Origin of the sequence: Pseudonocardia ammonioxydans, from assembly GCF_900115005.1 — a bacterium.
In the GTDB taxonomy this organism is placed as follows: Bacteria; Actinomycetota; Actinomycetes; order Mycobacteriales; family Pseudonocardiaceae; genus Pseudonocardia; species Pseudonocardia ammonioxydans.
The window spans coordinates 19099-42990 of sequence record NZ_FOUY01000008.1 but is presented as its reverse complement, the minus strand read 5'-3'; the positions used below and the strand labels follow the sequence as shown (position 1 = coordinate 42990).

The following is a 23892-nucleotide window of genomic DNA, read 5'->3' as shown; positions in this document are numbered from 1 at the left end:
CGATGCTGGCACGCCGGTCAGCTCCGGGAGAAGCGGCGGAACACGGCGTCGAGCTCGCGCACCTTCAGCAGCCGCATCCCGACGACCATCAGCGGCAGTGCCAGCAGGGACCCGCCGACGAGCAGCGTCCAGGCCTGCGCGACGACCGGCCAGTCCGTGATCGCGGGCTCCACCAGCTTCGACAGGCCCCAGGCGATCGCGGCACCGGCCGCGGACGCCACGGTCACCCGGACCAGCGTGTTCAGCACCTCGCCGGTGCGGACCCGGCCGAGCCGGCGGCGCAGCAGCCACTGGCCCAGGACCGCCCCGCCGACGAACGACATCCCGTTCGCCGCGGCCAGCCCGAGCACCACGTCCTCGGGCGGCAGGAGCAGCGGGCAGGCCAGCAGCAGCGGGATCTTCACCCCGACCATCCCGACCTGGATCATCGTGGGCGTGCGCGAGTCGGTCATCGCGTAGAAGACCCGCATCTGCAGCATCGTCACGGCGTAGGGCAGCAGCCCGAACGCCGACCAGGCGACGGTCTCGCCGAGCCGCGCGGCACCCGCTCCGCTGGCCGCGCCGACCGAGAACAGGGCCGTCCCCAGTGCCCCTCCGAACGCCGTCATCACCGCCGCGATCGGGACCAGCCCGACCGTCGACAGCCGGGCGCCGAGCGACAGGTCGGTGACGACCTGGCCGGTGTCGCCGTTCGCCGCGGCCCGGCTCATCCGCGGCATCAGCGCGGTCAGCAGCGAGACGCCGAGGACGCCGTACGGGACCTGCAGCAGCAGCCAGGCGTTCTGGTAGGTCGAGACCGAGCCGCCGTCCGCGGCCGCGGCCACGCGGGTGGTCACGATGTAGCCGACGGCACCGACCAGGACGTAGCCCATGATCCAGACGACCATGCCGCCGGCCACACTCAGCCGTGGGTCCCAGCCCCACACCGGCCGGTAGCGGAACCCGATCCGGCGCATGAACGGGATGAGCACCGCGGCCTGCACGACGATGCCCAGCGTCGTGCCCAGCCCCAGCACCAGCAGTTTCGGGTCGCCCATCCGGACCGGGTCGGTGCTGATCTCGCCGGGGACGAGTACGTAGACGACGAGCACCCCGAGCACGACGACGTTGTTCAGAACCGGTGCCCAGGCGAACGGTCCGAAGACCTGTTTCGAGTTGAGGATCGCGCCGAGCAACGCCCCGATGCCGTAGAAGAAGATCTGTGGCAGCAGCAACCAGGCGAACGCCGTCGCGAGCTCGGGATTGGACGCGTCGGAGCCGCCGGACCCCAGGTACAGCCGGGTGAGCAACGGTGCGGCGGCCATCGCCACGAGCGTGGCCAGCAGCAACCCCACGCCGACGACGGTGAGCAGCCGCCGCGTGAACACGTCGCCGCCGTCCGGGTCCTCGGCCTGCGCACGCACCAGCACCGGGATCATGACGCTGGTGAGCACGCCGCCGATGAGGAACTCGTAGACGATGTTCGGCAGTGTGTTGGAGACGGTGTAGGAGTCGTTGACGACGGCCAGGCCCAGCACCGCGACCAGCGCCAGGTTCCGGACGAAGCCGGTCGCCCGGCTGACCATGCTGGCGATCGCGATCATGCCGGACGACCGGACGAGCGAGCCCGCGTTCTCGGTGCCCTTCGCCAGGGCGCCCGCGCCGTCCGGGGCTCCGGCGGGAGCGGGCGCGTCACCGGCGCCGGGGGTGACCGGGCCGGTGGCGGCCGATGCATCGGGCGGTGCCGCCGGGCCCCCGGGCCGCGGGGCGTCGCCCGCCGGGGCACCGTGCGGTGGTGTGCCGCCCGCCGGGGCACCGTGCGGTGGCGTGTTGCCCGCCGGGGAACCGTGCGGCGGTGTGCCGCCCGCCGGGGCACCGTGCGGTGGCGTGGTGCTCGCGGGGACCCCGTGCGGCGGGGTGTCACCCGTCGAGGTCCCGTTCGCCGGCGGGCCGGCGGCCTGTCCCGGACCGCCCTGGGCGGGTCCGTGAGCCGGCGACGGGCCGGCCGCCGGGGAGGCGGGGACTCGACCGTTCGGCGTGGGCCCGTGCCCCGACGGGCCCGCTGCCCGGGCCGCCGGGGCCGGGCCGTCCGGGAACGACGCCCCGTGGACGGGCGACCCGGTGGCCGGGTCCGCCGGGTCGCTCCCGCTGCCCGCCGCGGCACCGCCGGGTGGGGTCCCGTTCACCGGGACACCGGCCCCGGGGGCGACCGGACCGGTGGCGGCCCGTGCGCCCGGCGGCAGGGTCGGCTGGTCGCCGGCCGGGACACCCGTCCCGGGAACGGCGGACGGCCCGGGGGACGACACGGGGACAGGGGACGGCACGGGGCCGGCGCCCGGATCGATCGGGTTCGTCGGCGGCCCGTCGTGCGGGACCGGTCGCCCGACCGGGCGGGTCACCTCCCCGGACGTCTCCGCGGGTGCCGGACGAGCCCGTCGCGGCATCACCGGTCGGGGTATCGGCGCCCGCTCCGCCCGTCGGTCCTCACGCATCGCGCACCATCGTGCCGGATCCGCATCGCCCGCCCGGACTCGCCTGCCCCGTGCCCACCGTCCACGACGGGCACCTCGTCGGGGCGACGATCGCGGCCCGATCGGCGCCGCGCGACCCGGTGACCGGTGGCCCTCCAGTCCGGCGCGGACCGCGGCGCGGACCTGTTCCTGACGGTGCGTGCCGGACCGGGTCCGGACGCCCGCGCCGCGGGCGGAGCACGAGGGCGACAGGGCGGCCCCGCCGCTCAGCCCCCGCGGCGCACGTCCAGCACCAGCTCCTCGAACACGGGCGGGCCGGCGGCGACCGGCAGTGCCGTGGCGGTGAGCAGCTGCCGGGCACCCGGAAGCCGTTCCGGGGTGTCGGTGTGCAGCTCGAGCAGCGGGTCCCCGGCCCGGACCTCGTCCCCGGGGACGGCGAGCATCCGCACCCCGGCCGCGGCCTGGACCGGGTCCTCCTTGCGGGCCCGCCCGGCGCCGAGCCGCCAGGCGGCGGTGCCGACGGCGAGCGCGTCGGCACCGGCGAAGATCCCGGAACGGTCGGCGGTGAGCGTCTCGACGTGGCGGGCGACCGGCAGCGGCGCCGCCGGGTCCCCGCCCTGCGCGGCGATCATCCGTTCCCACACGTCGTACGCCGCGCCGGAGGCGAGCACCGCGGCCGGATCGGTGCCGGTGATCCCGGCGAGTGCCAGCATCTCCCGGGCGAGCGTGACGGTCAGCGCCACGACGTCGCCGGGCCCGCCGCCGCGCAGCACCTCGACCGACTCCGCGACCTCGAGGGCGTTGCCCACGCACCGGCCGAGCGGGCGGGACATGCCGGTGAGCAGCGCCGTCGTCGGGAGGCCGTGCGCGGCACCGATCGCGGTCATCGCGCCGGCCAGCTCACCGGCCCGCTCGCGGGTCTTCATGAACGCCCCGGAGCCGACCTTGACGTCGAGCACCAGCCCGCCGGTCCCCTCGGCCAGCTTCTTGCTCATGATCGAGCTGGCGATCAGCGGGACCGACTCGACGGTGCCGGTGACATCGCGCAGCGCGTAGAGCCGCCGGTCGGCCGGGGCGAGCGTCGGCGTCGTCGCACAGACGACGGCGCCGACCTCGGCGAGCTGGGTCCGGATCTCATCGGTCGAGAGCGACGCCCGCCAGCCGGGGATCGCCTCGAGCTTGTCCAGGGTGCCGCCGGTGTGTCCGAGCCCGCGCCCGGACAGCTGCGGGACGGCCGCGCCGCACGCGGCCACCAGCGGCGCCAGCGGCAGGGTGATCTTGTCCCCGACCCCGCCGGTGGAGTGCTTGTCGACCAGCGGGCGTCCGACGTCGCCGAGGTCCAGGACCTCCCCGGAGCCGATCATCGCCTGGGTCCAGTGCGCGGTCTCGGCCGCGGTCATGCCGTTGAGCAGGATCGCCATCGCGAGCGCGGCCATCTGCTCCTCGGCGACCTCGCCGCGGGTGTAGGCGCCCAGCACCCCCTCGATCTGTCCGGGGGTCAGCTCGTGCCGGTCGCGCTTGGCCGCGATCACCTCGACCGCGCTGGACGACGGCTGCGGTGCCGGCCCGCTCACGGTCCGCTCCCCGGCAGGTCGGCCGGCCCGAACGCGTCGGGCAGTACCTCGCTGAACGGCCGGATCCCGCGCGGGGTGTCGCACAGCAGCTCCGGACCGCCGAACTCGTACAGCACCTGCCGGCACCGCCCGCACGGCATCAGCAGCGCCCCGGTGCCCGAGCGGCAGGCGACCGCCAGCAGCCGCCCGCCCCCGGACAGGCGCAGCTGCCCGGCGAGGGTCACCTCGGCGCACGTCCCGAGACCGTAGGAGGCGTTCTCGACGTTGCACCCGGTGACCACCCGGCCGTCGCCGACCAGTGCCGCGGCCCCCACCTGCAGTCCGGAGTACGGCGCGTACGCCCAGGCCGCGGCCGTGACGGCCGCCGACCGCAGTGCCGGCCAGTCCGGGGTGGGCGGACCGGGCCGCATCATCTCCGCGCCCGCACCGGACGGGCCGCCGCCGACCATCAGGACCCCTCCCCGCGCCGGTAGGGCTCGCCGAGCCACGCGGGTGGTCGTAGCCGTTGCGACGCCGCGGCGAGCACGATCAGGGTCACCAGCTGCGGCGCGTAGGACGCGAACTCCGAGGGCACGGACTCGATCGTCCAGTACACCGTGTACACCAGCACCCCGGCGCCGAGCGCGACCGCGGCGGCCGTCCACATGCGCCGGATCGCCCACAGCACGGCGCCGGCGACCGCGACCAGCGTCGCCGTGTAGAGCAGGGCGTGCACCGCCTCGCCGCCGGCACGCAGCTGCAGGCCGTCGACGTAGCCGAACAGGGCCGACCCGGTCAGCAGCCCGGCGGGCCGCCAGTTGCCGAAGATCATCGCGGCGAGTCCGATGTAGCCGCGGCCGCCGACCTGGTTCTCCAGGTAGCCGAGCTGGGCGGAGTTGAGCACCAGCGCCGCGCCGCCGAGCCCGGCGAGCCCGCCGGAGGTGACCACCGCGACGTAGCGGTGCGCGACGACGTGCACGCCCAGCGACTCGGCCGCCACCGGCGACTCCCCCGTGGAACGCAGCCGCAGCCCGAACGCGGTCCGCCACAGCGCCCAGTAGCTCACCGGGACCAGCACGATCCCGAGGACGACGATCGGGGTCAGCCCGGTGACCAGGCCCGACAGCAGCCCGGCGAGGTCGGAGACGAACACCCGCTGCTGGGCCTCGACCGCGGCCAGCCCCTCGGAGATCCCGGGCACGGAGAACTCGGTGAAGCCGTCGATCCGGGGCGACTGGCGCGGGTTCTGCGAGAGCGGGGCGAACACCAGCGTCGCCAGGTACTTGGTCAGCCCGGTGCCGAGCAGCGTGACCGCGACCCCGGAGACGATGTGGTTGACGTGGAAGGTGATCGTCGCGACCGCGTGCACGAGGCCGCCGAGCCCGCCGAAGACCAGCCCGCCGAGCATCGCCGCCCACGGTCCCCCGTAGTAGCCCGCCCAGGCCGCACCCCAGGTACCGAGCACCATCATGCCCTCGAGACCGATGTTGATGATCCCCGCGCGTTCGGACCACAGCCCGCCCAGCGCCGCGAACAGGATCGGCAGCCCGAGCCCGACGGCGGCCTGCGAGGTCCCCGAGGACGCCAGCTGGGTCTGCCCGGTCAGCGTCACCGTGATCGACAACGCGAGCACCAGGCCGGTCGCGATGAGCGCCGACCGGGCCCAGCCGGGCAGCGTCCGCACCCGTTCGACCAGCGCGGTCACGAGGCCGCCCCCACCGGTTCCGGGGTGCCTGCGGCCACCCGGCGCTGCTCGGCGCGCTGCTCCATCCGCCGGACCAGCTCGTAGGCGACGACCACCGACAGCACGATCAGGCCCTGCATGATCAGCACGATCTCCCGCGGGATCCCGACGACGTCGAGGGCCACCGCGGACTTGTCCAGGAACGCCCACAGCAGCGCACCGAGCGCGATCCCGACCGGGTGGTTGCGCCCGAGCAGCGCGATCGCGATGCCGGTGAAGCCGTAGCCCTGCGGCGAGCTGAGCGTGTACGCGTGGTCGCGGCCGAGCAGCTCGGGCAGCCCGATCAGCCCGGCGATCGCGCCGGAGAGCAGGAGCGCGACGACGATCGTCCGCCGCGCGTTCACACCGCCGGCCGATGCAGCCGTCGTCGACTCACCGGAGGCGCGCAGCTCGAACCCGAAGCGGGTGCGGCCCAGCAGGAACCAGTAGCCGACCCCCAGCGCGGCGGCGACGAACACCATCCCGAAGATCGTTCCGCTGCCGACGGGGACGCCCGGGAACCAGCCGGACTCCGGGATCGGCGGGGTGGTGATGTTGTTGCCGCGCAGCTCGCCGAAGGTCTCCGGGCGGATCAGGAAGGCGATCATGCCGGTGGCGATCGCGTTGAGCATGATCGTCGAGATGACCTCGGAGACGCCCCGGTAGGCCTTGAGCAGCGCCGGGATCGCGATCCACGCCGCACCGGTCAGCACCGCGACCACGATGATCAGCAACGTGTGCAGCACCGGCGGGAGCACCACCGTCCCGCCGACGATCGCCGCCACGCAGGCCGCGACCCGGAACTGGCCCTCGACACCGATGTTGAACAGCCGCATCTGGAAGCCGACCGCGACCGCCAGCGCGGCGAGGTAGTACACGGCCGCCGAGTTCACCGTGTCCACCGCGACGGTGCCCGAGCCGAGCTGGGACAGGACCGTGGTGACCGCGGTCCACGGCGAGGCGCCCGAGACCAGCAGGGCGACGGCGCAGAGCAGCCCGGCGACGCCGATCGCGAGCAGCGGCGCGACGACGGCCCCGCGCAGCCGCGCCACGGCCGTCACCGGGTCGCCCCGGTCATCGCCGTCCCCAGCTCCTCCGGGGTGACCGTGGCCGGGTCGGCGGTGCCGACCAGTCGCCCGCCCAGGATGACGGCGAGCCGGTCCGACAGGCCGATCAGCTCGTCCAGGTCGGCCGAGACCAGCAGCACCGCGAGGCCGGCCCGGCGGGCCCGGCGCAGCTCGGCCCAGATGCCGGCCTGCGCGCCGACGTCCACGCCGCGGGTGGGGTGGGCCGCGATCAGCAGGACCGGGTCGCCGGAGAGCTCCCGGCCGACCACGAGCTTCTGCTGGTTGCCGCCGGACAGCGCGGACGCCATCACGTCGATGCCCGGCGTGCGGACGTCGAAGTCGGCCACGATCCGCTCCGTGTCGGTCCGCGCGGCGCCCCGGTCGATCAGCCCGTGCCGCCCGATCGGCGGTCGTGACTGGAACCCCAGCACCCGGTTCGCCCACAGTGGCTGGTCACCGAGCAGCGCGTGCCGGGACCGGTCCTCGGGGACGTAGCCGATCCCGCGCTCGCGACGGGCCATCGTGGACAGCCCGGAGACGTCCACACCGGACAGCAACACCCGTCCGCGCGCGTGCCGGCGCATGCCCATGACGGTCTCGACGAGCTCGGTCTGGCCGTTGCCCTCGACACCGGCGATCCCCAGCACCTCGCCGGCGTGCACCACCAGGTCGAGACCGTCGAGGAGGTCCCGTCCGCCCGCCGGGTCCGGCAGGCCCAGGCCCTCCACCCGCAGTACCTCGCGGTCGGTGACGCTCGAGTCGCGACTCTCCGGGGACGGCAGCTCGGACCCGACCATCATCTCGGCCAGCTCGGCGTTGCCGACCTCCCGCGGGTCGACGGTGCCGACCGTGCGACCGCGCCGCAGCACGGTGATCCGGTCGGCGATCGCGCGCACCTCGTCGAGCTTGTGCGAGATGAACAGGAACGTGTAGCCCTCGCCGCGCATCGCCCGGACGGTGGCGAACAGCTCCTCGACCTCCTGCGGGACGAGCACCGCGGTCGGCTCGTCCAGGATCACCGTGCGGGCCCCGCGGTAGAGCACCTTGAGGATCTCGATGCGCTGCCGGTCGGCGACGCCGAGGTGCTCGACGAGCATGTCGAGCGGAGCGCCGGCGGAGCGCGCACCGGAACCGTCGGCGGCCGCGAGCCCGACGGTGCCCGCGAGCTCGGAGATCCGGGCGCGGGCCGCCCGCCCGATGCCGTGCTGCTTCTCGGCGCCGAGCAGCACGTTCTCGGCGATGGTCAGGTTGTCGGCCAGCATGAAGTGCTGGTGCACCATCCCGATCCCGGCGGCGATGGCGTCCGCCGGGGTGCGGAAGTGCATCTCGGCACCGCCGACCGCGATCGTGCCCTCGTCGGGTGCCTGCATCCCGTAGAGGATCTTCATCAGGGTCGACTTGCCCGCCCCGTTCTCGCCGCAGAGGGCGTGCACCTCGCCGGTGTGCACGGCGAGGTCCACGCCGTCGTTCGCGACGACGCCGGGGAACCGTTTGGTGATCCCGCGCAGCTCGACCGCCTCGGCGCTCACGGGGTCGACGACACCTGGATCTCGCCGGCCATGATCGCGGCCTTGTAGGCCTCGAGCTGGGGCCGGATGTCGTCGACGAAGCCGCCGGAGGTGGAGTAGCCGACGCCGTCGTTGCGCAGGTCGAACCGCTCCGGGAGCGCGTCCACCGTGTTGCCGGCCACGGCGTTGACGTAGTCGTAGACCGCCACGTCGACCCGCTTGATCATCGACGTCATGATCACGTCGCGGACGTCGGTCAGCTGCGGCGAGTTGTACTGGTCGGAGTCGACGCCGATCGCCCGCGTGCCCGCCGCCTGTGCGGCGGCGAAGACCCCCTGGTTCGACTGCCCGGCCGCGGCGAACGAGATGTCGGCGCCGGAGTCGTACTGCCCGGCGGCGATCTCGGTGCCCCGGGTCGCGTCGTTGAAGCCGGAGAAGTCCCCGGCCGGCGAGATGTAGTCGGCGTTGATCCGGATGTCCGGCGCGACGGCCGTGGCGCCCTGCTCGTAGCCGGCCTCGAACTTCTGGATCAGCGGGCTGTCGACACCCCCGACGAAGCCGATCGCGCAGGTCCCGGTCGTGAGCGCGGCCGCAGCACCGACCAGGAACGAGCCCTGCTCCTCGGCGAAGACCAGCGGCGTGACGTTCGGCAGGTCGACGGTGTCGTCGTCGACGATCGCGAACTGCGTCTGCGGGAACTCCTTGGCGACCGTGTCCACGCCGGTGGCGTAGTTGAAGCCGACCGCGATCACCGGGTCGAAGCCCTGCTCGGCGAGCTGGCGCAGCCGGGTGGTGCCGGCGTCCTCGCTCTCGCCCGGCTGGGCGGTGGCCTCCCGGGTGTTGGCCTTCTGCAGGCCCAGCTCGGCGACCGCCCGGTCCAGGCCGGCCGCGGCGGCGTCGTTGAACGAGGCGTCGCCCCGGCCGCCGATGTCGTAGGCGAGACCCACCTTGAGGGCGCTCGCGTCGGCCTTCGGCTTCTCCGGTTCCGGCTGCGCGCTCTCCGCCGGTACCGACGGCGGTGGGACGCGCTCGCACTCACCCTGGGCGGTCCCCCCGCCGCCGGTGTCGCGGGCGCAGCCCGCCAGTGCGAGAGCCGTGACGGCCATGACGGCGATCGCCGTCACCAGCCTCCCCCGCCGTCCGATGCGCTGGTCGATCCGCACGAACGTCCTCCCCCGATCCGGGGCCACCTGGTCGGCGACCACGTTCCGCGGGACCGTAACGGCTCACCCGGTCGAGCGGCAGGGTCGCAACATCGCCGTGACACCGACCCGCCGGGAAATCGTCGAGCGGTTGACGGGCGGTACCGTTCCTGCGCCCGGACGATCTTGACCGGGCCGAGTAGCGGTGTCGTCGCCGACGAGGACGGAGCTGTCGTGGACCGTGCGGAACTGACCGTGGAGGCCCCGCCGGAGAAGGTGTGGGAGCTGGTCTCGGACATCACCCGGGCCGGGGAGTGGAGCCCCGAGGCCACCGGTGGGCGGTGGCGCGACGGCGCGACCGGGGCCGCCGTGGGTGCCCGCTTCGTCGGCGGCAACCGGCACGGGAAGCTCCGCTGGTCGACGCACTGCCGGGTCACCGAGTGCGAGCCGGGCCGCCGGTTCACCTTCGTGGTCACCGAGTCGAAGACGGCGTGGGGCTGGATCCTCACCCCGGCCGACGAGACCCCCGGGGGTGCCGGCGACACCGCGGGCACCGCGACCCGGGTCGTCGCGTGGCGGGAGAGCGTCGGGAAGACGCTGCTCCCGATCCGGCTGGTGCAGCGCAGCGGGCTGCTCGGCACGGACCGGGAGGGCATGATGCGCGACGGGCTGACCCGCAGCCTGGAACGCGTGAAGAGCATCGTCGAGGGCTCCCGGTAGGGCATGCTGCGCAGGTGACGACCACGGGCCGGCCGGTGCGCCGCCACCGGACCGGCCGGGTGCTCCTCCCCTCGGTGGTGGTTGCGCTGCTGGTCGCGGCCGGGACGCCGGCGCTCGCCGGTCCGGTCCCGCCGACCGCGGCCGGGTGCCCGGGGCAGGAGCAGCCGCCGGGCCCGCCCGCCGTCGAGGAGACGGCGGCCGTCCCACCGCTGCCGGTGCCCGACCCGGCCGTCGGCGGTCTCGCCGTCTGCACCGAGGCGCACGCCGGTGCGACGCCGCCGCCCCCGGTCGGCGTCGCCTCCTACCTGGTGGCCGACCTGGACTCGGGTGCAGTGCTGGCGGCGCGCGCCCCGCACGCCCGGCAGCGCCCGGCCTCGACGATCAAGCTGCTGCTCGCGCTGGTCGTGGAGGACCTGCTGCCGCCGGACCGGGTCGTCGTCGGGACCGCCGAGGACGGGGCCGTCGACGGCAGCCGCGCCGGGATCGGCCCCGGTGGGCGCTACACCGTGGAGCAGCTGCTGCACGGCCTGCTCCTGGCCTCGGGCAACGACGCCGCACACGCGCTGGCCCGCGAGCTCGGCGGGGAACCCGCGACGCTCGCGGCGATGCAGGACACCGCCCGCCGGCTGGGCGCGCTCGACACCCGGCCCGCCACACCGTCCGGGTTGGACGGTCCGGGGATGTCGTCGTCGGCCTACGACCTCGCGCTGATCCTGCGGGCCGCGCTGGAGCGGCCACGGATCGCGACCGCCCTGCTGACCCCGAGCATCCCGTTCCCGGGGTTCGCCGACCGCCCGGGCTTCGAGCTGGGCAACGACGACCGGCTGCTCGGCACCCCCGGGTTCCTCGGCGGCAAGAACGGCTTCACCGACGCGGCCCGGCACACCTTCGTCGGCGCGACCGAGCGGGACGGGCGGCGCGTGGTCGTCGCACTCCTGCGCGGCGAGCCGCAGCCGGTCCGGATGGCCGACCAGGCGACGGCACTGCTCGACTGGGGTGTCACCGCCCCGGCCGAGGGGATCGGGACGCTGGTCGAGCCCGGTTCGGTCCGGCCGGAGAGCCCGGCCGACCCGGACGCACCGGCCGACCGGGCCGAGGGCACGGCACCGGTTGCGCCGGCCGGGCCGGGGGTGCCTGCCGCCGCGGTCGCCGGCGGGGTGGCCGCCGCCGTCGGGCTCGGCGCCGCGCTGCTGGCGGTCCTGCTCCGGCGCCGCCGGAGCTGACCCGGTCCCCGGGCGCCGGGGGCTGGTTTGCTCCCGTCCGGCGGCCCCGACCGGCGCGCACCGGCCCCGCGGCCGGTCAGGCCAGCAGGGCGAGGAACCCGACGAACAGACCCGCGACGAGCGCCGACCCCACCAGCGCGCCGAGCGCCGACCACAGGAACGCCAGCCGCTCCCGCTGCGGACCGGGGAGCCGGTCCTGCGCCCGGACCGGGGCGGCGGACGATGCGGACCCGACCGACCCCGTTCCCCCGGCGGACACGACTGCCCCGGCGGACACGACGCCCGCTGCGGGCCCGGCGATCGCGCTCGCCTCGGCGACCGCCGGGCCCCCCGCGGTCCTCCCGGACCCGCCGGCCTCGACCGGCCCACCCGCATCGGCGAACGCAGCGGACCCGGCGGCGTCGATCGACTCGGCACCGTCGGCCGGCTCGGCAGCGTCGGCCCACGCGGCGAGTGCGGGCCGCGCGGCGGGTGCGGTCGGCGCGACGGATGCGGTCGGCGCGACGGGCGCGGGGGACGCCCCGGTCGGGGCCGCCGGGGCGTCGGGATCCCGGGGCACCGGGATCAGGTCGGACAGCGACGGCGCCGTCTCGATCTTGTCGGGCATATCCGTCGGATCGCCACTCCCGCACCGCCCGTTACCGGGTTCCGCCCGAGTACGACCGTTCGGTCCTGTCGGCTGCGGCGTCCGGGCGCACCGAAGGCGTCAGCGGCGGCGCCGGCCCAGCGCCCGCAGGCCCAGCACCCCGCCGAGCAACCCGGCGCCGAGCAGGCCCGCCGAGGCGAGCGCACCGGGCCCCTCCCGGACCACGTACTGCGGCCGGATGACGGCCGGGGCCGGGACGTCGCGCGGGCCCTGGTCGTTCTCCTCGGCGCTGGCGGCCCAGGCCGTCACGAACAGCAGGAACCGGGACGTGAAGAAGATGAAGATCAACAGACCGAGGATGGACCCGAACGCGGCCCCCGCCGCCGAGTTACCGATCGTCCCCAGGTAGACCACCATCACCCGCTGCAGGATCGCGAACCCGACCGCGCCGATCAGCGCGGCCATGGCGGCGCTGCGGAACCCGACCGGCTCGCGCGGCAGCCGGGCGATCACCCAGAGGAACACCAGCCAGTTGCCGGCGAGGCCCAGCAGGAACGACGCCACCATCAGCAGGAACCGGGCCCAGCCCGCGTCCCCGAGCCCGACCAGATCCAGCAGGTAGGCCCCCAGGGTGCCGCCGACCGAGGCGATCGCGAACGACGCGACCAGCGCCAGCCCCAGGCCGACCAGGGCCAGCAGGTCGAACGCCAGCCGCTTGATCATCGGCGGGGCGTCGTCGCGCTGGCCCCACTGCTCGGTGAGCGCCTCGCGCAGGTTGCTCATCCAGCCGATCCCGGAGTAGAGCGCACCGACCAGACCGACCAGGCCGATCGCCCCCGCCCGGGTGATCGCGGTGTCGACGATGCCGCTCAGCATGTTCCCGATGTCCCCCGGCGCCGCCGAGGCGATGCCGTCCTGCAGCGACCGCAGCAGCTCCTCGTTGCCGCGCAGCACGAACCCGGCCGCGGCGAAGGCGACCATCAGCAGCGGCACCAGCGCGAGGATCGAGAAGTAGGTGATCGCCGCGGCGTAGTGGTCACCGTGGTTCTCGGTGTAGCGGGCGCCCGCCCGGACCAGGTGGTCCAGCCACGGGTGCTTCTCGCGCTGGCGCTCGAGGAAGGTCGGGCCCTCCTCGGCGTCCTCGTCGAACCGGTGCGCCGTCGTGGTGGCACGGTTGTCGGCCATCGTTCCCCCGGGATCGGTCGTACCTCGCCCGCCGGGCCGGTCAGCCGGCCGGCGGGAGGAACCCGATCCTCTCGTGAACCGCGGCGAGTGTCGCGCCGGACACCTCGCGCGCCCGGGTGGCGCCCTTCGCGAGGACCCGGTCGAGCTCGGCCGGGTCGGCCAGGTAGCCGTTGACCTTCTCCGCGAACGGCTCCGCGAACCCGGCGACGATCTCGCCGAGGTCCTTCTTCAGGTCGCCGTAGCCCCGGCCGGCGTACTCGGCCTCGACCTCGGCGATCGTCCGGTCGGTCATCGCCGCGTTGATCGTCAGCAGGTTCGCGATACCCGGCTTGGCCTCCGGGTCGTACCGGATCTCGCGCTCGTTGTCGGTGACGGCCGAGCGGATCTTCTTCGCGGACGTCTTCGGCGGGTCGAGCAGCTCCACGATCCCCGACGGCGACGACGCCGACTTGCTCATCTTCGCCGTCGGCTCCTGCAGGTCGTAGATCTTCGCGGTGTGCGGCGGGATGTAGGGCTCGGGCACCTGGAAGGTCTCGCCGAACCGGTGGTTGAACCGCTGCGCGAGGTTGCGCGTGAGCTCCAGGTGCTGGCGCTGGTCCTCGCCCACCGGCACCCGGTCGGCCTGGTAGAGCAGGATGTCCGCGGCCATGAGGACCGGGTAGGTGAACAGCCCGACCGTCGTCCGGTCGGCGCCCTCCTTGCTCGACTTGTCCTTGAACTGGGTCATCCGGCCGGCCTCGCCGAAGCCGGTGATGCACTCCAGCACCCAGCTCAGCCGGGCGTGCTCGGGCACGTGCGACTGCGCGAACAGCGTGCACCGGGCCGGGTCGAGCCCCAGGCCGAGCAGCTGCGCCGCGGCGACCCGGGTGCGCCGGGCCAGCTCGGCCGGGTCGTGCTCGACCGTGATCGCGTGCAGGTCGACGATGCAGTAGTAGGCGTCGTGGTCGTCCTGCATCGCGACCCACTGCCGCAGCGCACCCAGGTAGTTGCCGAGGTGGAACGAGTCGGCGGTGGGCTGGATCCCGGAGAGCACGCGGGGGCGGGGAGCGTCGGTCATGGGGCCATCGTTCCAGCCCCGCCGGCGCCCTGGACCGGGACACCCGGGGACACCGAGCGCCGGTCGATCGGCCGCCCGCACCGGTCACAGTCGAGCCGCAGCCGCAGGACCGCGCCGCAGGACAGGTGCCGGATCGTGAGGTCGGCCGGGGCCCCGTCCCCGCCGAGCCAGCGGTGCGACCACTCGACGAGCGCGACGTGGATCGGGAACGACGCGCGCCCCTTGTCGGTGAGCCGGTAGCTGCCCGACCCCGTGCGGCACAGCACCCCGAGCTCGACGAAGCGGCGCAACCGGTCCGAGAGCACCTCCGGGGAGATCGCCAGTGCCTCGCCGAACTCGCCGAACGTGCGGATCCCGGTCAGCGCGGCACCGAGCACGGTCGCGCCCCACCGGTCGCCGATGATCTCCATGGCACCGGGGAGCGCGGACAGCGGGTCGTCCGGGAGCCGGCCACGGGTCCGGCGCGGATGCTGCCGGGCGAGCCGCTCCAGCCCGGGGGTGCCCGGCAGGCGGATCACCTCGGTGCCCTGCGGACCGACCGGCTCCCCGCAGTCCGCGCACCGCGGGAGCACCCGGGCCGGCTCGCCGCAGGTGCGGTGCACGATCTCCGGCAGCGGTGTCGCGCGCGGTACCCAGGTCTTCTCCCAGTCCCAGATGACGATCAGGAGCTTCCAGACGTCCATACCGCGCTCGGTCAGGACGTACTCGCGCCGTTCCCGCCCGCCCTCCCGGTAGGGACGGGTCCGCAGCAGGCCGGCGTCGACCAGCGAGCGCAGCCGCGCGGACAGCGTGGCGTCGGAGATCTGCAGGGTGTCGCGCCACCCCGCGTACCGGCGGACGCCGAAGAACGCGCGCTGCAGGATCAGCAGGGTCCAGTGGTCGGCGAGCAGTCCGAGGCCCCGCCCGACGGCGCCCAGATCCGGCATCCGCACGCCCCCTCCCTTGACCTCGCGCCGATCATGATCGTACCGTGGAGCCTGACTCTGCCGATCGAAGTCGGGTGTGCCGGGGGGCGCGCCACGACGGCCGGAATCCGGCCCGAGCGGTGGGGTGTGGGTCGGTATCGGGGGATCCGATCCACGGGCCGGGGCCGGTCGGGGTCCGTGGCGACGCAGAGGGGGACGTCGCCGCGATCCGGCCGGCCACGCGTCGCTCAGGTGTCCCGGTCCGCGCCGTCGTCGGCCGGATCGGTCGGATCGGCGGCGGTGTTCTCGGCGGGGCGGGCGGTGTTCTCGGCGGGGCCCACCGTCACCACACCGTTCTCCAGGTCGATCGGCCCCAGCCGCCACTGCTGCCCGCCCTGCGCGGCGTCGGAGTCCTCGTGGATCCGCTTCTTGCCGAACATCTCTCCGAGTACGCCCATGCCCCGACCGTACGCCGCACGGCGGCCGCGAGAGGTGCTCCGGAACTGCACCGGGGCACCCCCGCGGCCGCGCGGCGGTCAGGCGGGGGTGAGCGGGAGCGTCGGCGGGCGGGACGGCGTCAGCACCGACGGCTCGCCGCGGTAGGTGGTCGTGCGCTGCCGCACCGGGCGGCCCGCGGCGTGCGCGATCGCGGTCAGCTCCTCCACCGAGCGCTCCGAGCCGTTCTCCGACCCGGCCATCCGGCTGATCGTCTCCTCCATCAGCGTGCCGCCCATGTCGTCGGCACCGCCGCCCAGGACGTCGCCGGCCAGCTCGTCGCCGAGCTTCACCCACGACACCTGGACGTGGTCGATCCGGCCGTGCAGCGCGAGCCGGGCGAACGCGTGCACCGCCCGGTTGTCCCGCTCGGTCGGACCGGGCCGGGCGATCCCGGCCAGGTAGATCGGCGCGTTGTGGTGCACGAACGGCAGCGGGACGAACTCGGTGAACGCCGCGGCCCCGGCCGCCAGCGACCGGTCCTGGATCGAGGCGAGGGTGCGCAGGTGGCCCAGCCAGTGGCGGGGCTCGTCGACGTGGCCGTACATCATCGTCGACGACGACGGGATCCCCAGCTCGTGCGCGGTCGAGACGACCTCGATCCACTGCGACGCCGGCAGCTTGCCCTTGGTCAGCACCCAGCGGACCTCGTCGTCGAGGATCTCGGCCGCGGTGCCCGGGATCGAGCCCAGACCGGCCTCCTTGAGCTCGGCCAGCCAGTCCCGGATCGACACGCCGGCCTTGGCCGCCGCCGAGACGATCTCCATCGGGGAGAAGGCGTGCACGTGCATGCCGGGCACGGCCTCGTGCACCGCGCGGACCAGGTCCGCGTAGAACGACACCGGCAGCTGCGGGTCGATCCCGCCCTGCACGCAGACCTCGGTGGCACCGTCCCGGGCGGCCTCGGCGGCGCGGGCGGCGACGTCGTCGAGGGAGAGCCGGAACGCGTCGGCGTCGCGCTCGCGCTGGGCGAACGCGCAGAACCGGCAGCCGACGTAGCACACGTTCGAGAAGTTGATGTTGCGGTTGACGACGTAGGTGACGTCGTCGCCGTTGACGTCGCGGCGCACGTCGTCGGCCAGGCGCACCAGCTCACCCAGCGCCGGCCCGTCGGCGGTCAGCACGGCCATCGCCGCGGCCTCGTTCGCCGGGTCCAGCAGCGCGGCCGGGTCGGACGCGGCCAGGTCCAGGCCGGCGCGGGCGTCGGCGTCCAGGCGGGGTCCTCCCCCGGCCGGGTGGCCCGCCCCGCCGCCCCGGGACCGCTGTGCGGCCAGCTCGGCCGCCACCTCGTCCCAGTCGCCGTAGACCGAGCCGAAGTCGCTGCGCCGGTCCGCGGTGCGCCCCTCGGTGTCCACGGCGGTGTTGAGGTCGGTGCGCCCGGTCGAGGCGAACCCGCCGTCGGGCTCCTGCCAGGACCGCCCCTCGACCACCGCGTCCGGGTCCGCGAGCCCGTCGGCCGTCGCGAGCGCGGCGACGTGCCCGTGCAGCCGGGTGTCGATCCAGGGCGACCCCGCGCGCACGTACTTGGGGTAGGCGGTGAGCCGCTCCGCCAGCGTGAACCCCTCCGCCGCCGTGACCCGCTCCAGGTCCTCGACCGCCGGCCAGGGCATCTCCGGCGACACGTGGTCGACCGTCACCGGCGAGACCCCGCCCCAGTCGTCGATGCCGGCGCGCAGCATCAGCGCCTGCTCCTCGCCGACCAGGTTCGGCGGGGCCTGCAGCCGGATCTTCGGCCCGAGCACCAGCCGGGCGACGGCGAGGGTGGCGGCCAGGTCGTCCAGGTCGGCGTCCGGGTCGTTGGCCATCGCGGTGTCCGGCTTGGCCCGGAAGTTCTGGACGATGACCTCCTGCACGTGCCCGTGCTGGCGGGCCGCGGACCGGATCGCGAACAGCGACTCGGCCCGCTCGGTGCGGTTCTCGCCGATCCCGATCAGGAGGCCGGTGGTGAACGGGACCCCGACCCGCCCGGCGTCGGTGAGCGCACGGAGCCGGACCGCGGGCTCCTTGTCCGGGCTGCCGAAGTGCGGGCCGCCCTTCTCGAACAGCCGCTGCGAGGTCGTCTCCAGCATCATCCCCATGCTGGCCGCGACCGGCTTGAGCCGGGTGGCCTCCTCCCAGCTCATGACGCCCGGGTTGAGGTGCGGCAGCAGCCCGGTCTCCTCCAGCACGGCGATCGCGCACGCCCGCACGTAGTCCAGTGTGGAGTCGTAACCGCGCTCCTCCAGCCACTCCCGGGCCTGCGGCCACCGGTCCTCCGGACGGTCGCCGAGGGTGAACAGGGCCTCCTTGCAGCCCTGCTCGGCCCCCTGCCGGGCGATCTCGACGACCTCGTCGCGCTCGAGGAACAGCGACTCGAGCCGGTGCGGCACGGTCGCGAACGTGCAGTAGTGGCAGCGGTCCCGGCAGAGCCGGGTCAGCGGGATGAACACGTTGCGGGAGTACGTGATCACCCCGGGCCGGCCCTCCTCGACCAGCCCGGCGTCCCGGACCCGGGAGGCGTGGGTGAGCAGCTCGTCGAGGTCCGCACCGCGCGCGGCGAGCAGCACCGCGGCCTCGGTGACGTCCAACGTGGACCCGTCACGCACCCGGCGCAGCGCGCGGCGGAGGGCCGAGGCGCTCGGGGCGGGCTCGGACGGGGCGGCGGAAGATTCGGCCATGCCCCTCACAGTAGGTACGCCGGGCGCCACGAGCGACCACCGAGATCGACGAGATCCCGGGGGCCGCGGTCGGCGCGCGGCTCAGCCCCCGGCGCGGTCCGCGGCGACCTGCGCGGCCGTCCCGCCGGTGACCGCGATCAGCTCCGCGAACGTGGTCGGGAACACCGACCGGGCGACCCCACCCGCCGCCCACACCCGGTCGTAGTCGTCCAGCGCGACGTCGACCAGCGTGCGCAGCGGCGCCGGGTGCCCGACCGGCGCGACACCACCGATGACCTGCCCGGTCGCGGCCAGGACGACGTCCTTGTCGGCCCGGCCGACCCGGCCGGCGCCGACGAGGGCGGCGACCCGGTCGGTGTCCACCCGGTGCCGGCCCGAGGTGAGCACGAGCAGCGGCTCCCCGTCGGCGTCGAACACCAGCGAGTTGGCGATCTGACCGACCTCGACGCCGAGCGCCGCGGCCGCCGCGGCGGCGGTGGTCACCGCGTCCGGCAGCAGGATCAGCCCGGCGATCGACGCCGGGGCGGCACCGGCCCGGCGCAGTTCCTCCTTCACCGCCGCGACGCGGGGATGGTCGGCGGGGTGCTCGGCCGTGCTCTCGGGTGCGGTCCCGGCGGTGGGCTCGGTCATACGCCCATCCTGCTGGGTCCGGCCACCGGTTTCCGTACGGCCCCGGCTGCACCGGGCTCGCGGCGGGACGCCGATCCTCGCAGCACCCGACTCACAGCACGACGGATCACAGCACCCCGACTCACAGCACCCCGACTCGCAGCACCCCGACTCGCAGCACCACGGCTCACAGCACCGCCCAGAGCACCATTCCGACGACGGCGACCAGCAGCACACCGGCCGCGAGCAGCAGGATCCAGCGGTTGCGCCCCAGGTCGCCACCGGTCGGGCGGGGCCGCGCGGCCCGCTCCAGCAGGGCCTCGGCATGATCCGGGCCGATCCGCCCGGCCGGCTCGGCCGCGGTCAGGCCGGTGATCGCCTGGTCCAGCGGGCTGCCCGGCGCCGCCTGCCGCCCGGCGGCGTGGTGCAGCACGGCCCCGAGACTCCACAGGTCCGCGGCCGGTGTGTCGCCGTCCGGGCCGGTGCGCTCCGGCGGGGTGAACGGGCTCCCGCCGGTGGCCCGCCGCCCGATCGCGCGGGCCAGCCCGATGTCGGTGACCAGCCCGCGGCCGTCCGGGGCGAGCAGGACGCAGTCCGGGTCGAGGCCGCCGTGCGTGCGGCCCTCGGCGTGCACGGCCCGCAGCGCGGCCAGCACGTCCCGCCCGATCACCGCCGCCCGGCGGGGGGACGGCGGGTCGCCGTCGGTCAGCACCCGGCTCAGCGGACGCGTCTCCGGGTGCTCGGTGACCAGGTACTCGCGCATCCCGCCGTCGGCGACCCGGTCGGTGATCAGGTCGAGGACGCCGACGACGCCCGGGTGGCGCAGCCGTCCGGCGGCCCGCACCTCGGCGAGCAGCCGCTCCCGCGCACCGTCGTCCGCGGGCAGGGTGATCTCGGTGACCACGACCGTCCGGCCGGTGATCCGGTCCTCGGCGCGGTGCGAGGGACCGAACCCGCGACGTTCCAGGGTGTCGAGCAGCAGGTAGCGCCCCCCGACGAGCCTGCCCTCGATCACCCGGCGCCTCCCAGCCGGACGAGCACCGGTGCGTGGTCGGACCAGCGGGCGTCGTGGGACGCCGCGCGTTGCACGACCGCCCCGGTCGCCGCCGCCGCGACGCCGGGGGTGGTCAGCACGTGGTCGATCCGCCAGCCGACGTCGTTGTCGAACGCCCGTCCGCGGTAGGTCCACCAGGTGTACGGCCCGTCGGTGTCCGGGTGCAGGTCCCGCACGACGTCGGACCAGCCGTGCGCCAGCAGCGCGGCGAACCACTCCCGCTCGTAGGGCAGGAAACCGGAGTTGCGCTGGTTGTTGCGCCAGTTGCGCAGGTCCCGCTCGGTCGGCGCGATGTTCCAGTCCCCGGCGACGACCATCTCGCGGCCGGTGACGGCGCACCGGTCGAACGCGGTGCGCAGGTGGTCGGCGAAGGTCTTGCAGAACGCGTCCTTGGCGTCCTGGCGGTCGGTCCCGGCGACCCCCTTGGGCAGATAGAGCGACGCCACGGTGAGCCCGCCGGGCAGGTCGACCTCGAGGTAGCGCCCGTCCAGGTCGGAGGCGGGGTCACCGAAGCCGATCCGCACCGCCTCCGGTTCGGCCCGGCTCAGGACGGCGACGCCGTTGCGGCCCTTCGCGGTCTCCGACGGCGCCATCCGCAGGTGCCAGCCGTGGGCGTCGAGCAGCTCGCGGAGGGCGACCGGTACCTCGTCCGGACGGGCCCGGACCTCCTGCAGGCAGATCACGTCGGCGTCGGTCGCGGCGAGCCAGTCGAGCATCCCCTTGACGCTGGCCGCCCGCACACCGTTGACGTTGGCGGCAGCGATGGCACGGACGGGAGGAACCACGCCCCTACTCTCCCGTACCGACGATCACGCCGGGCAGCGGGTTCGCGACGCCGCCAGGGGCGCTAACACCGGCTCCCGGCGGTCGCGGCGACGCTGTTCGACGGCACCCACCGGTCGCCGCCGGTGAGCTTGCGGAATCCGGTGTCGACGATCGTCTCCGCCGGGACCTCCTCACCCCGGGTCAGCGTCCCGACGGACTGCGCGGACGGGCTCGGCGCCGCCCGGACCGTGACCTCCGCGGCCTGCACCGTCACCGTGCACGTGCTGCCGAGCTGGTCGGTGGCGCCGCCGTAGCCGAGTGCGACCACGGTCAGGGCGATGGCCAGCACGACCACCAGCGGCCACCCGCGCAGCCAGGACTTCTTGAAGGCCGGGAGTTTCACCTTGGCCACGCCCGTCGCTCCCCTCGTCACCTGCTCGCCTCAACCGTAGCCGGTCGGGCCCGGCGGGCCTGTCCACCGCACGGGGGTGTCGGACCGGTTACTCCTGCGCGCGTCACGGGGTGTCCACGGGATAGCGTGTGCCGCGGAAGCGGGCCGCCGCGCCGGGGCCCCGCCCGGCCCCCGGGCAGGTCGTCGGCGCAGCGGCGGAGCCCGCAGATCCGATCCGACGACGAGCCCGAGGCAGGCCACAGACGCGATGAAGCTCATCTACACGTACACCGACGAGGCGCCGGCGCTGGCGACACACTCCTTCCTGCCGATCATCGAGGCGTTCGCCGGGCAGGCCGGGGTCGACGTGGAGACCCGTGACATCTCGTTGGCCGGTCGCATCCTGGCGCAGTTCCCGGACCGGCTGACCGACGCCCAGCGCGTGCCGGACGCGCTCGCCGAGCTCGGCGAGCTGGCGAGGACCCCGGACGCCAACATCATCAAGCTGCCGAACATCAGCGCCTCGATCCCCCAGCTCAAGGCCGCGATCACGGAGCTGCAGGACGCCGGCTACGACGTACCGGACTACCCGGAGGACCCGCAGACCGACGACCAGCGGGCCGCCCGCGCCGCGTACGACGCCGTCAAGGGTTCCGCCGTGAACCCGGTGCTGCGCGAGGGCAACTCCGACCGCCGGGCGCCGGCCTCGGTGAAGAACTTCGCGCGCAAGTACCCGCACTCGATGGGGGCCTGGAGCCCGGAGTCGGCATCGCACGTCGCGACCATGTCCGACGGTGACTTCCGGCACTCCGAGACCTCGTTCACCGCTCCCGCCGACGGCGCCGTGCGGATCGAGCACGTCGCGGCCGACGGCACCGTCACCGTCCTCAAGGAGTCGGTGCCGGTGCTGGCCGGCGAGGTGATCGACGGAGCGGTCATGCGGCGCGAGGCGCTGCAGGCGTTCCTGGCCGAGCAGGTCGCCGACGCCAAGGCCAAGGGCGTGCTGTTCTCGGTGCACCTGAAGGCCACGATGATGAAGGTCTCCGACCCGATCATCTTCGGGCACGCGGTGCGGGCCTACTTCGCCGACGTCTTCGCCGCTCACGGTGACGCCCTCGCCTCCGTCGGCGCCGACCCGGACGACGGCCTGGCCTCGGTGCTGGCCGCGCTGGAGCAGCTCCCCGCGGACAAGCGCGAGGCCATCGAGCAGGCCATCACCGACGCCTACTCCTCCGGCCCCGCCCTGGCCCAGGTCGACTCCTCGCGCGGGATCACCAACCTGCACGTGCCGAGCGACGTCATCATCGACGCCTCGATGCCGGCGGCGATCCGGTCGTCCGGCCAGATGTGGAACGCCGACGACACCACGCAGGACACCAAGTTCGTCATCCCGGACTCGTCCTACGCGGCCCTCTACGACGAGACCGTGCGGCACTGCCAGGAGCACGGCGCGTTCGACCCGACGACGATGGGCACCGTCCCGAACGTCGGCCTGATGGCGCAGAAGGCCGAGGAGTACGGCTCGCACGACAAGACCTTCGAGATCGCGGCGGCCGGCACGGTCCGCGTGGTCGACGCCGCCTCCGGCGAGGCGAAGCTCTCGCACGAGGTCGCCGAGGGCGACATCTGGCGCGCCTGCCAGACCAAGGACGCCCCGATCCGCAACTGGGTCGGCCTGGCCGTCGACCGGGCCCGGGCCACCGGCGTCCCGGCCGTGTTCTGGCTGGACGAGACCCGCGCGCACGACGCGCAGCTGATCGCCAAGGTGCGCGAGTACCTGGGTGAGCACGACACCGACGGCCTGACCATCGAAATCATGAACGTCGCCGACGCCACCCGCTACACCCTGGAGCGGGCGCGCAAGGGCGAGGACACGATCTCGGTCACCGGCAACGTGCTGCGCGACTACCTGACCGACCTGTTCCCGATCCTCGAGCTGGGCACCAGCGCGAAGATGCTCTCGATCGTCCCGCTGATGAACGGCGGCGGCCTGTTCGAGACCGGGGCCGGCGGCTCGGCGCCCAAGCACGTGCAGCAGTTGCAGAAGGAGAACCACCTGCGGTGGGACTCCCTCGGTGAGTTCCTGGCGCTGGCCGTGTCGCTGGAGATGCTGGCGTCGAAGTCGCCCGACCCGCTCCGGGCGAAGCTGCTGGGACAGGCGCTCGACGACGCCACCGGCCTGCTGCTGGAGAACGGCAAGTCCCCGTCCCGCAAGGTGAACGAGCTCGACAACCGGGGCAGCCACTTCTACATCGCGCTCTACTGGGCGCAGGCGCTGGCCGCCCAGACCGACGACCCGGACCTGGCGAAGGTCTTCGCCCCGCTCGCCGAGTCGCTGGCCGCCGACGAGGAGAAGATCGTCGGGGAGCTGAACGGCGCCCAGGGCGACCCGGTCGACCTCGGCGGCTACTACTACGTGGACCGCGCCAAGGCCGACTCGGTGATGCGGCCGAGCAGCACCTTCAACACCGCGATCGACGGCTTCGCCGGCAAGAACTGACACAGCGACGCCACGAGGGCCGCCTCCCCGCCGGGGAGGCGGCCCTCGCCCGCACCAGGAGCACGTGCGGGCCCTCCGAGCACCTCCGCGCGCGCAGGTCACGGACCGCGCCCGCAACTCCCCGTGATCAAGATCCGGCGCCTCGGGGGTGATCACCTGCGGGGCGACGCCTCCCCGGTGACCGAGCGTGCGTACCGACCGGTAGAATTCTGTTAGCGATGATCATTATCGAGCCGACGACGACCGCGCCGCCCGGGGCCCCCGTCCCCGCCCGGCCGTCCCGCCGCGCGCACCGGCCGCCC

20 protein-coding genes are annotated in these 23892 nt (G+C 74.5%); 3 read left to right on the top strand and 17 right to left on the bottom strand.

Annotation, left to right across the window (positions count from 1 at the left end):
* Positions 1 to 17: 17 nt before the first annotated feature.
* The 7 genes from murJ to BM093_RS09905 all read right to left on the bottom strand — a co-directional run bounded on the left by murJ (position 18) and on the right by BM093_RS09905 (position 9407).
* Entirely contained in the window at positions 18 to 2285 is a 2268-nt protein-coding gene (murJ, locus tag BM093_RS09935) for a murein biosynthesis integral membrane protein MurJ (RefSeq protein ID WP_245773429.1), read from the bottom strand.
* 431 nt (positions 2286 to 2716) lie between these two features.
* A complete protein-coding gene (locus BM093_RS09930) occupies positions 2717 to 4024 on the bottom strand; it encodes a thymidine phosphorylase (RefSeq protein WP_093340643.1) in 1308 nt (435 codons plus the stop codon).
* Positions 4021 to 4434: a cytidine deaminase gene (locus tag BM093_RS09925; protein ID WP_093340896.1), complete on the bottom strand. Its 414-nt coding sequence runs from the start codon at positions 4432 to 4434 to the stop codon at positions 4021 to 4023. The genes BM093_RS09930 and BM093_RS09925 overlap by 4 nt, the downstream gene beginning before the upstream one ends.
* A 38-nt stretch (positions 4435 to 4472) precedes the next feature.
* Positions 4473 to 5708 carry an ABC transporter permease gene (locus tag BM093_RS09920; RefSeq protein ID WP_093340641.1) on the bottom strand — a complete coding sequence of 412 codons (1236 nt, stop codon included), beginning with the start codon at positions 5706 to 5708 and terminating at the stop codon, positions 4473 to 4475.
* A complete protein-coding gene (locus BM093_RS09915; protein ID WP_093340894.1) occupies positions 5705 to 6778 on the bottom strand; it encodes an ABC transporter permease in 1074 nt (357 codons plus the stop codon). Before BM093_RS09915 ends, BM093_RS09920 begins: the two co-directional genes overlap by 4 nt.
* A gap of 5 nt (positions 6779 to 6783) precedes the next feature.
* On the bottom strand, positions 6784 to 8322 hold the full coding sequence (locus tag BM093_RS09910; RefSeq protein ID WP_093340639.1) for an ABC transporter ATP-binding protein: 1539 nt from the start codon (positions 8320 to 8322) through the stop codon (positions 6784 to 6786).
* Positions 8319 to 9407: a BMP family lipoprotein gene (locus BM093_RS09905; RefSeq protein ID WP_093340892.1), complete on the bottom strand. Its 1089-nt coding sequence runs from the start codon at positions 9405 to 9407 to the stop codon at positions 8319 to 8321. The genes BM093_RS09910 and BM093_RS09905 overlap by 4 nt, the downstream gene beginning before the upstream one ends.
* A gap of 270 nt (positions 9408 to 9677) precedes the next feature.
* On the opposite strand from BM093_RS09905, the gene BM093_RS09900 reads away from it, so the two are divergent.
* Together BM093_RS09900 and BM093_RS09895 are read left to right on the top strand one after the other, a co-directional pair.
* Entirely contained in the window at positions 9678 to 10163 is a 486-nt protein-coding gene (locus tag BM093_RS09900; RefSeq protein WP_093340637.1) for an SRPBCC family protein, read from the top strand.
* A 14-nt stretch (positions 10164 to 10177) separates the two neighbouring features.
* Complete coding sequence (locus BM093_RS09895) at positions 10178 to 11386, top strand: D-alanyl-D-alanine carboxypeptidase family protein (RefSeq protein ID WP_245773428.1); 1209 nt, start codon at positions 10178 to 10180, stop codon at positions 11384 to 11386.
* A gap of 76 nt (positions 11387 to 11462) precedes the next feature.
* Here BM093_RS09895 and BM093_RS09890 read toward each other — a convergent pair whose 3' ends face one another.
* The 10 genes from BM093_RS09890 to BM093_RS09845 form a co-directional block, all read right to left on the bottom strand.
* The gene (locus BM093_RS09890) at positions 11463 to 11993 is read right to left on the bottom strand and encodes a hypothetical protein (RefSeq protein ID WP_093340635.1); all 531 of its coding nucleotides are present in this window, start codon (positions 11991 to 11993) and stop codon (positions 11463 to 11465) included.
* Between the two features lie 99 nt (positions 11994 to 12092).
* A complete protein-coding gene (gene yhjD / locus BM093_RS09885; protein WP_177238370.1) occupies positions 12093 to 13157 on the bottom strand; it encodes an inner membrane protein YhjD in 1065 nt (354 codons plus the stop codon).
* A 40-nt stretch (positions 13158 to 13197) separates the two neighbouring features.
* Positions 13198 to 14214 carry a tryptophan--tRNA ligase gene (gene trpS / locus BM093_RS09880; protein WP_093340633.1) on the bottom strand — a complete coding sequence of 339 codons (1017 nt, stop codon included), beginning with the start codon at positions 14212 to 14214 and terminating at the stop codon, positions 13198 to 13200.
* Positions 14211 to 15140 (bottom strand): winged helix-turn-helix transcriptional regulator, encoded by a 930-nt coding sequence (locus BM093_RS09875; protein ID WP_245773444.1) that lies wholly within the window; start codon positions 15138 to 15140, stop codon positions 14211 to 14213. The genes trpS and BM093_RS09875 overlap by 4 nt, the downstream gene beginning before the upstream one ends.
* Positions 15141 to 15367: 227 nt before the next feature.
* Positions 15368 to 15577 (bottom strand): hypothetical protein, encoded by a 210-nt coding sequence (locus tag BM093_RS09870; protein WP_093340629.1) that lies wholly within the window; start codon positions 15575 to 15577, stop codon positions 15368 to 15370.
* A gap of 78 nt (positions 15578 to 15655) precedes the next feature.
* On the bottom strand, positions 15656 to 18271 hold the full coding sequence (locus BM093_RS09865; protein WP_093340627.1) for a bifunctional FO biosynthesis protein CofGH: 2616 nt from the start codon (positions 18269 to 18271) through the stop codon (positions 15656 to 15658).
* Positions 18272 to 18352: 81 nt separating this feature from the next.
* A complete protein-coding gene (locus tag BM093_RS09860) occupies positions 18353 to 18901 on the bottom strand; it encodes a YbaK/EbsC family protein (RefSeq protein ID WP_093340625.1) in 549 nt (182 codons plus the stop codon).
* Between the two features lie 166 nt (positions 18902 to 19067).
* Positions 19068 to 19895: a protein kinase domain-containing protein gene (locus BM093_RS09855; protein ID WP_177238369.1), complete on the bottom strand. Its 828-nt coding sequence runs from the start codon at positions 19893 to 19895 to the stop codon at positions 19068 to 19070.
* Positions 19892 to 20719, bottom strand: a complete 828-nt coding sequence (locus BM093_RS09850; RefSeq protein WP_093340623.1) for an exodeoxyribonuclease III — start codon at positions 20717 to 20719, stop codon at positions 19892 to 19894. The genes BM093_RS09855 and BM093_RS09850 overlap by 4 nt, the downstream gene beginning before the upstream one ends.
* A gap of 62 nt (positions 20720 to 20781) precedes the next feature.
* Complete coding sequence (locus BM093_RS09845) at positions 20782 to 21111, bottom strand: hypothetical protein (RefSeq protein WP_093340621.1); 330 nt, start codon at positions 21109 to 21111, stop codon at positions 20782 to 20784.
* A 247-nt stretch (positions 21112 to 21358) separates the two neighbouring features.
* Here BM093_RS09845 and BM093_RS09840 point away from each other — a divergent pair, with 247 nt between their 5' ends.
* Positions 21359 to 23590, top strand: a complete 2232-nt coding sequence (locus BM093_RS09840) for an NADP-dependent isocitrate dehydrogenase (protein ID WP_093340618.1) — start codon at positions 21359 to 21361, stop codon at positions 23588 to 23590.
* Positions 23591 to 23892: the final 302 nt, after the last annotated feature.

What these genes read in the sequence shown, in the direction of transcription:
- yhjD (WP_177238370.1), bottom strand. Translation starts at nt 13,157, where the DNA reads ATGGCCGACAACCGTGCCACCACGACGGCGCACCGGTTCGACGAGGAC.
- BM093_RS09875 (WP_245773444.1), bottom strand. Translation starts at nt 15,140, where the DNA reads ATGCCGGATCTGGGCGCCGTCGGGCGGGGCCTCGGACTGCTCGCCGAC.
- trpS (WP_093340633.1), bottom strand. Translation starts at nt 14,214, where the DNA reads ATGACCGACGCTCCCCGCCCCCGCGTGCTCTCCGGGATCCAGCCCACC.
- BM093_RS09865 (WP_093340627.1), bottom strand. Translation starts at nt 18,271, where the DNA reads ATGGCCGAATCTTCCGCCGCCCCGTCCGAGCCCGCCCCGAGCGCCTCG.
- BM093_RS09840 (WP_093340618.1), top strand. Translation starts at nt 21,359, where the DNA reads ATGAAGCTCATCTACACGTACACCGACGAGGCGCCGGCGCTGGCGACA.
- BM093_RS09860 (WP_093340625.1), bottom strand. Translation starts at nt 18,901, where the DNA reads ATGACCGAGCCCACCGCCGGGACCGCACCCGAGAGCACGGCCGAGCAC.
- BM093_RS09890 (WP_093340635.1), bottom strand. Translation starts at nt 11,993, where the DNA reads ATGCCCGACAAGATCGAGACGGCGCCGTCGCTGTCCGACCTGATCCCG.
- BM093_RS09905 (WP_093340892.1), bottom strand. Translation starts at nt 9,407, where the DNA reads ATGGCCGTCACGGCTCTCGCACTGGCGGGCTGCGCCCGCGACACCGGC.
- BM093_RS09925 (WP_093340896.1), bottom strand. Translation starts at nt 4,434, where the DNA reads ATGCGGCCCGGTCCGCCCACCCCGGACTGGCCGGCACTGCGGTCGGCG.
- BM093_RS09870 (WP_093340629.1), bottom strand. Translation starts at nt 15,577, where the DNA reads ATGGGCGTACTCGGAGAGATGTTCGGCAAGAAGCGGATCCACGAGGAC.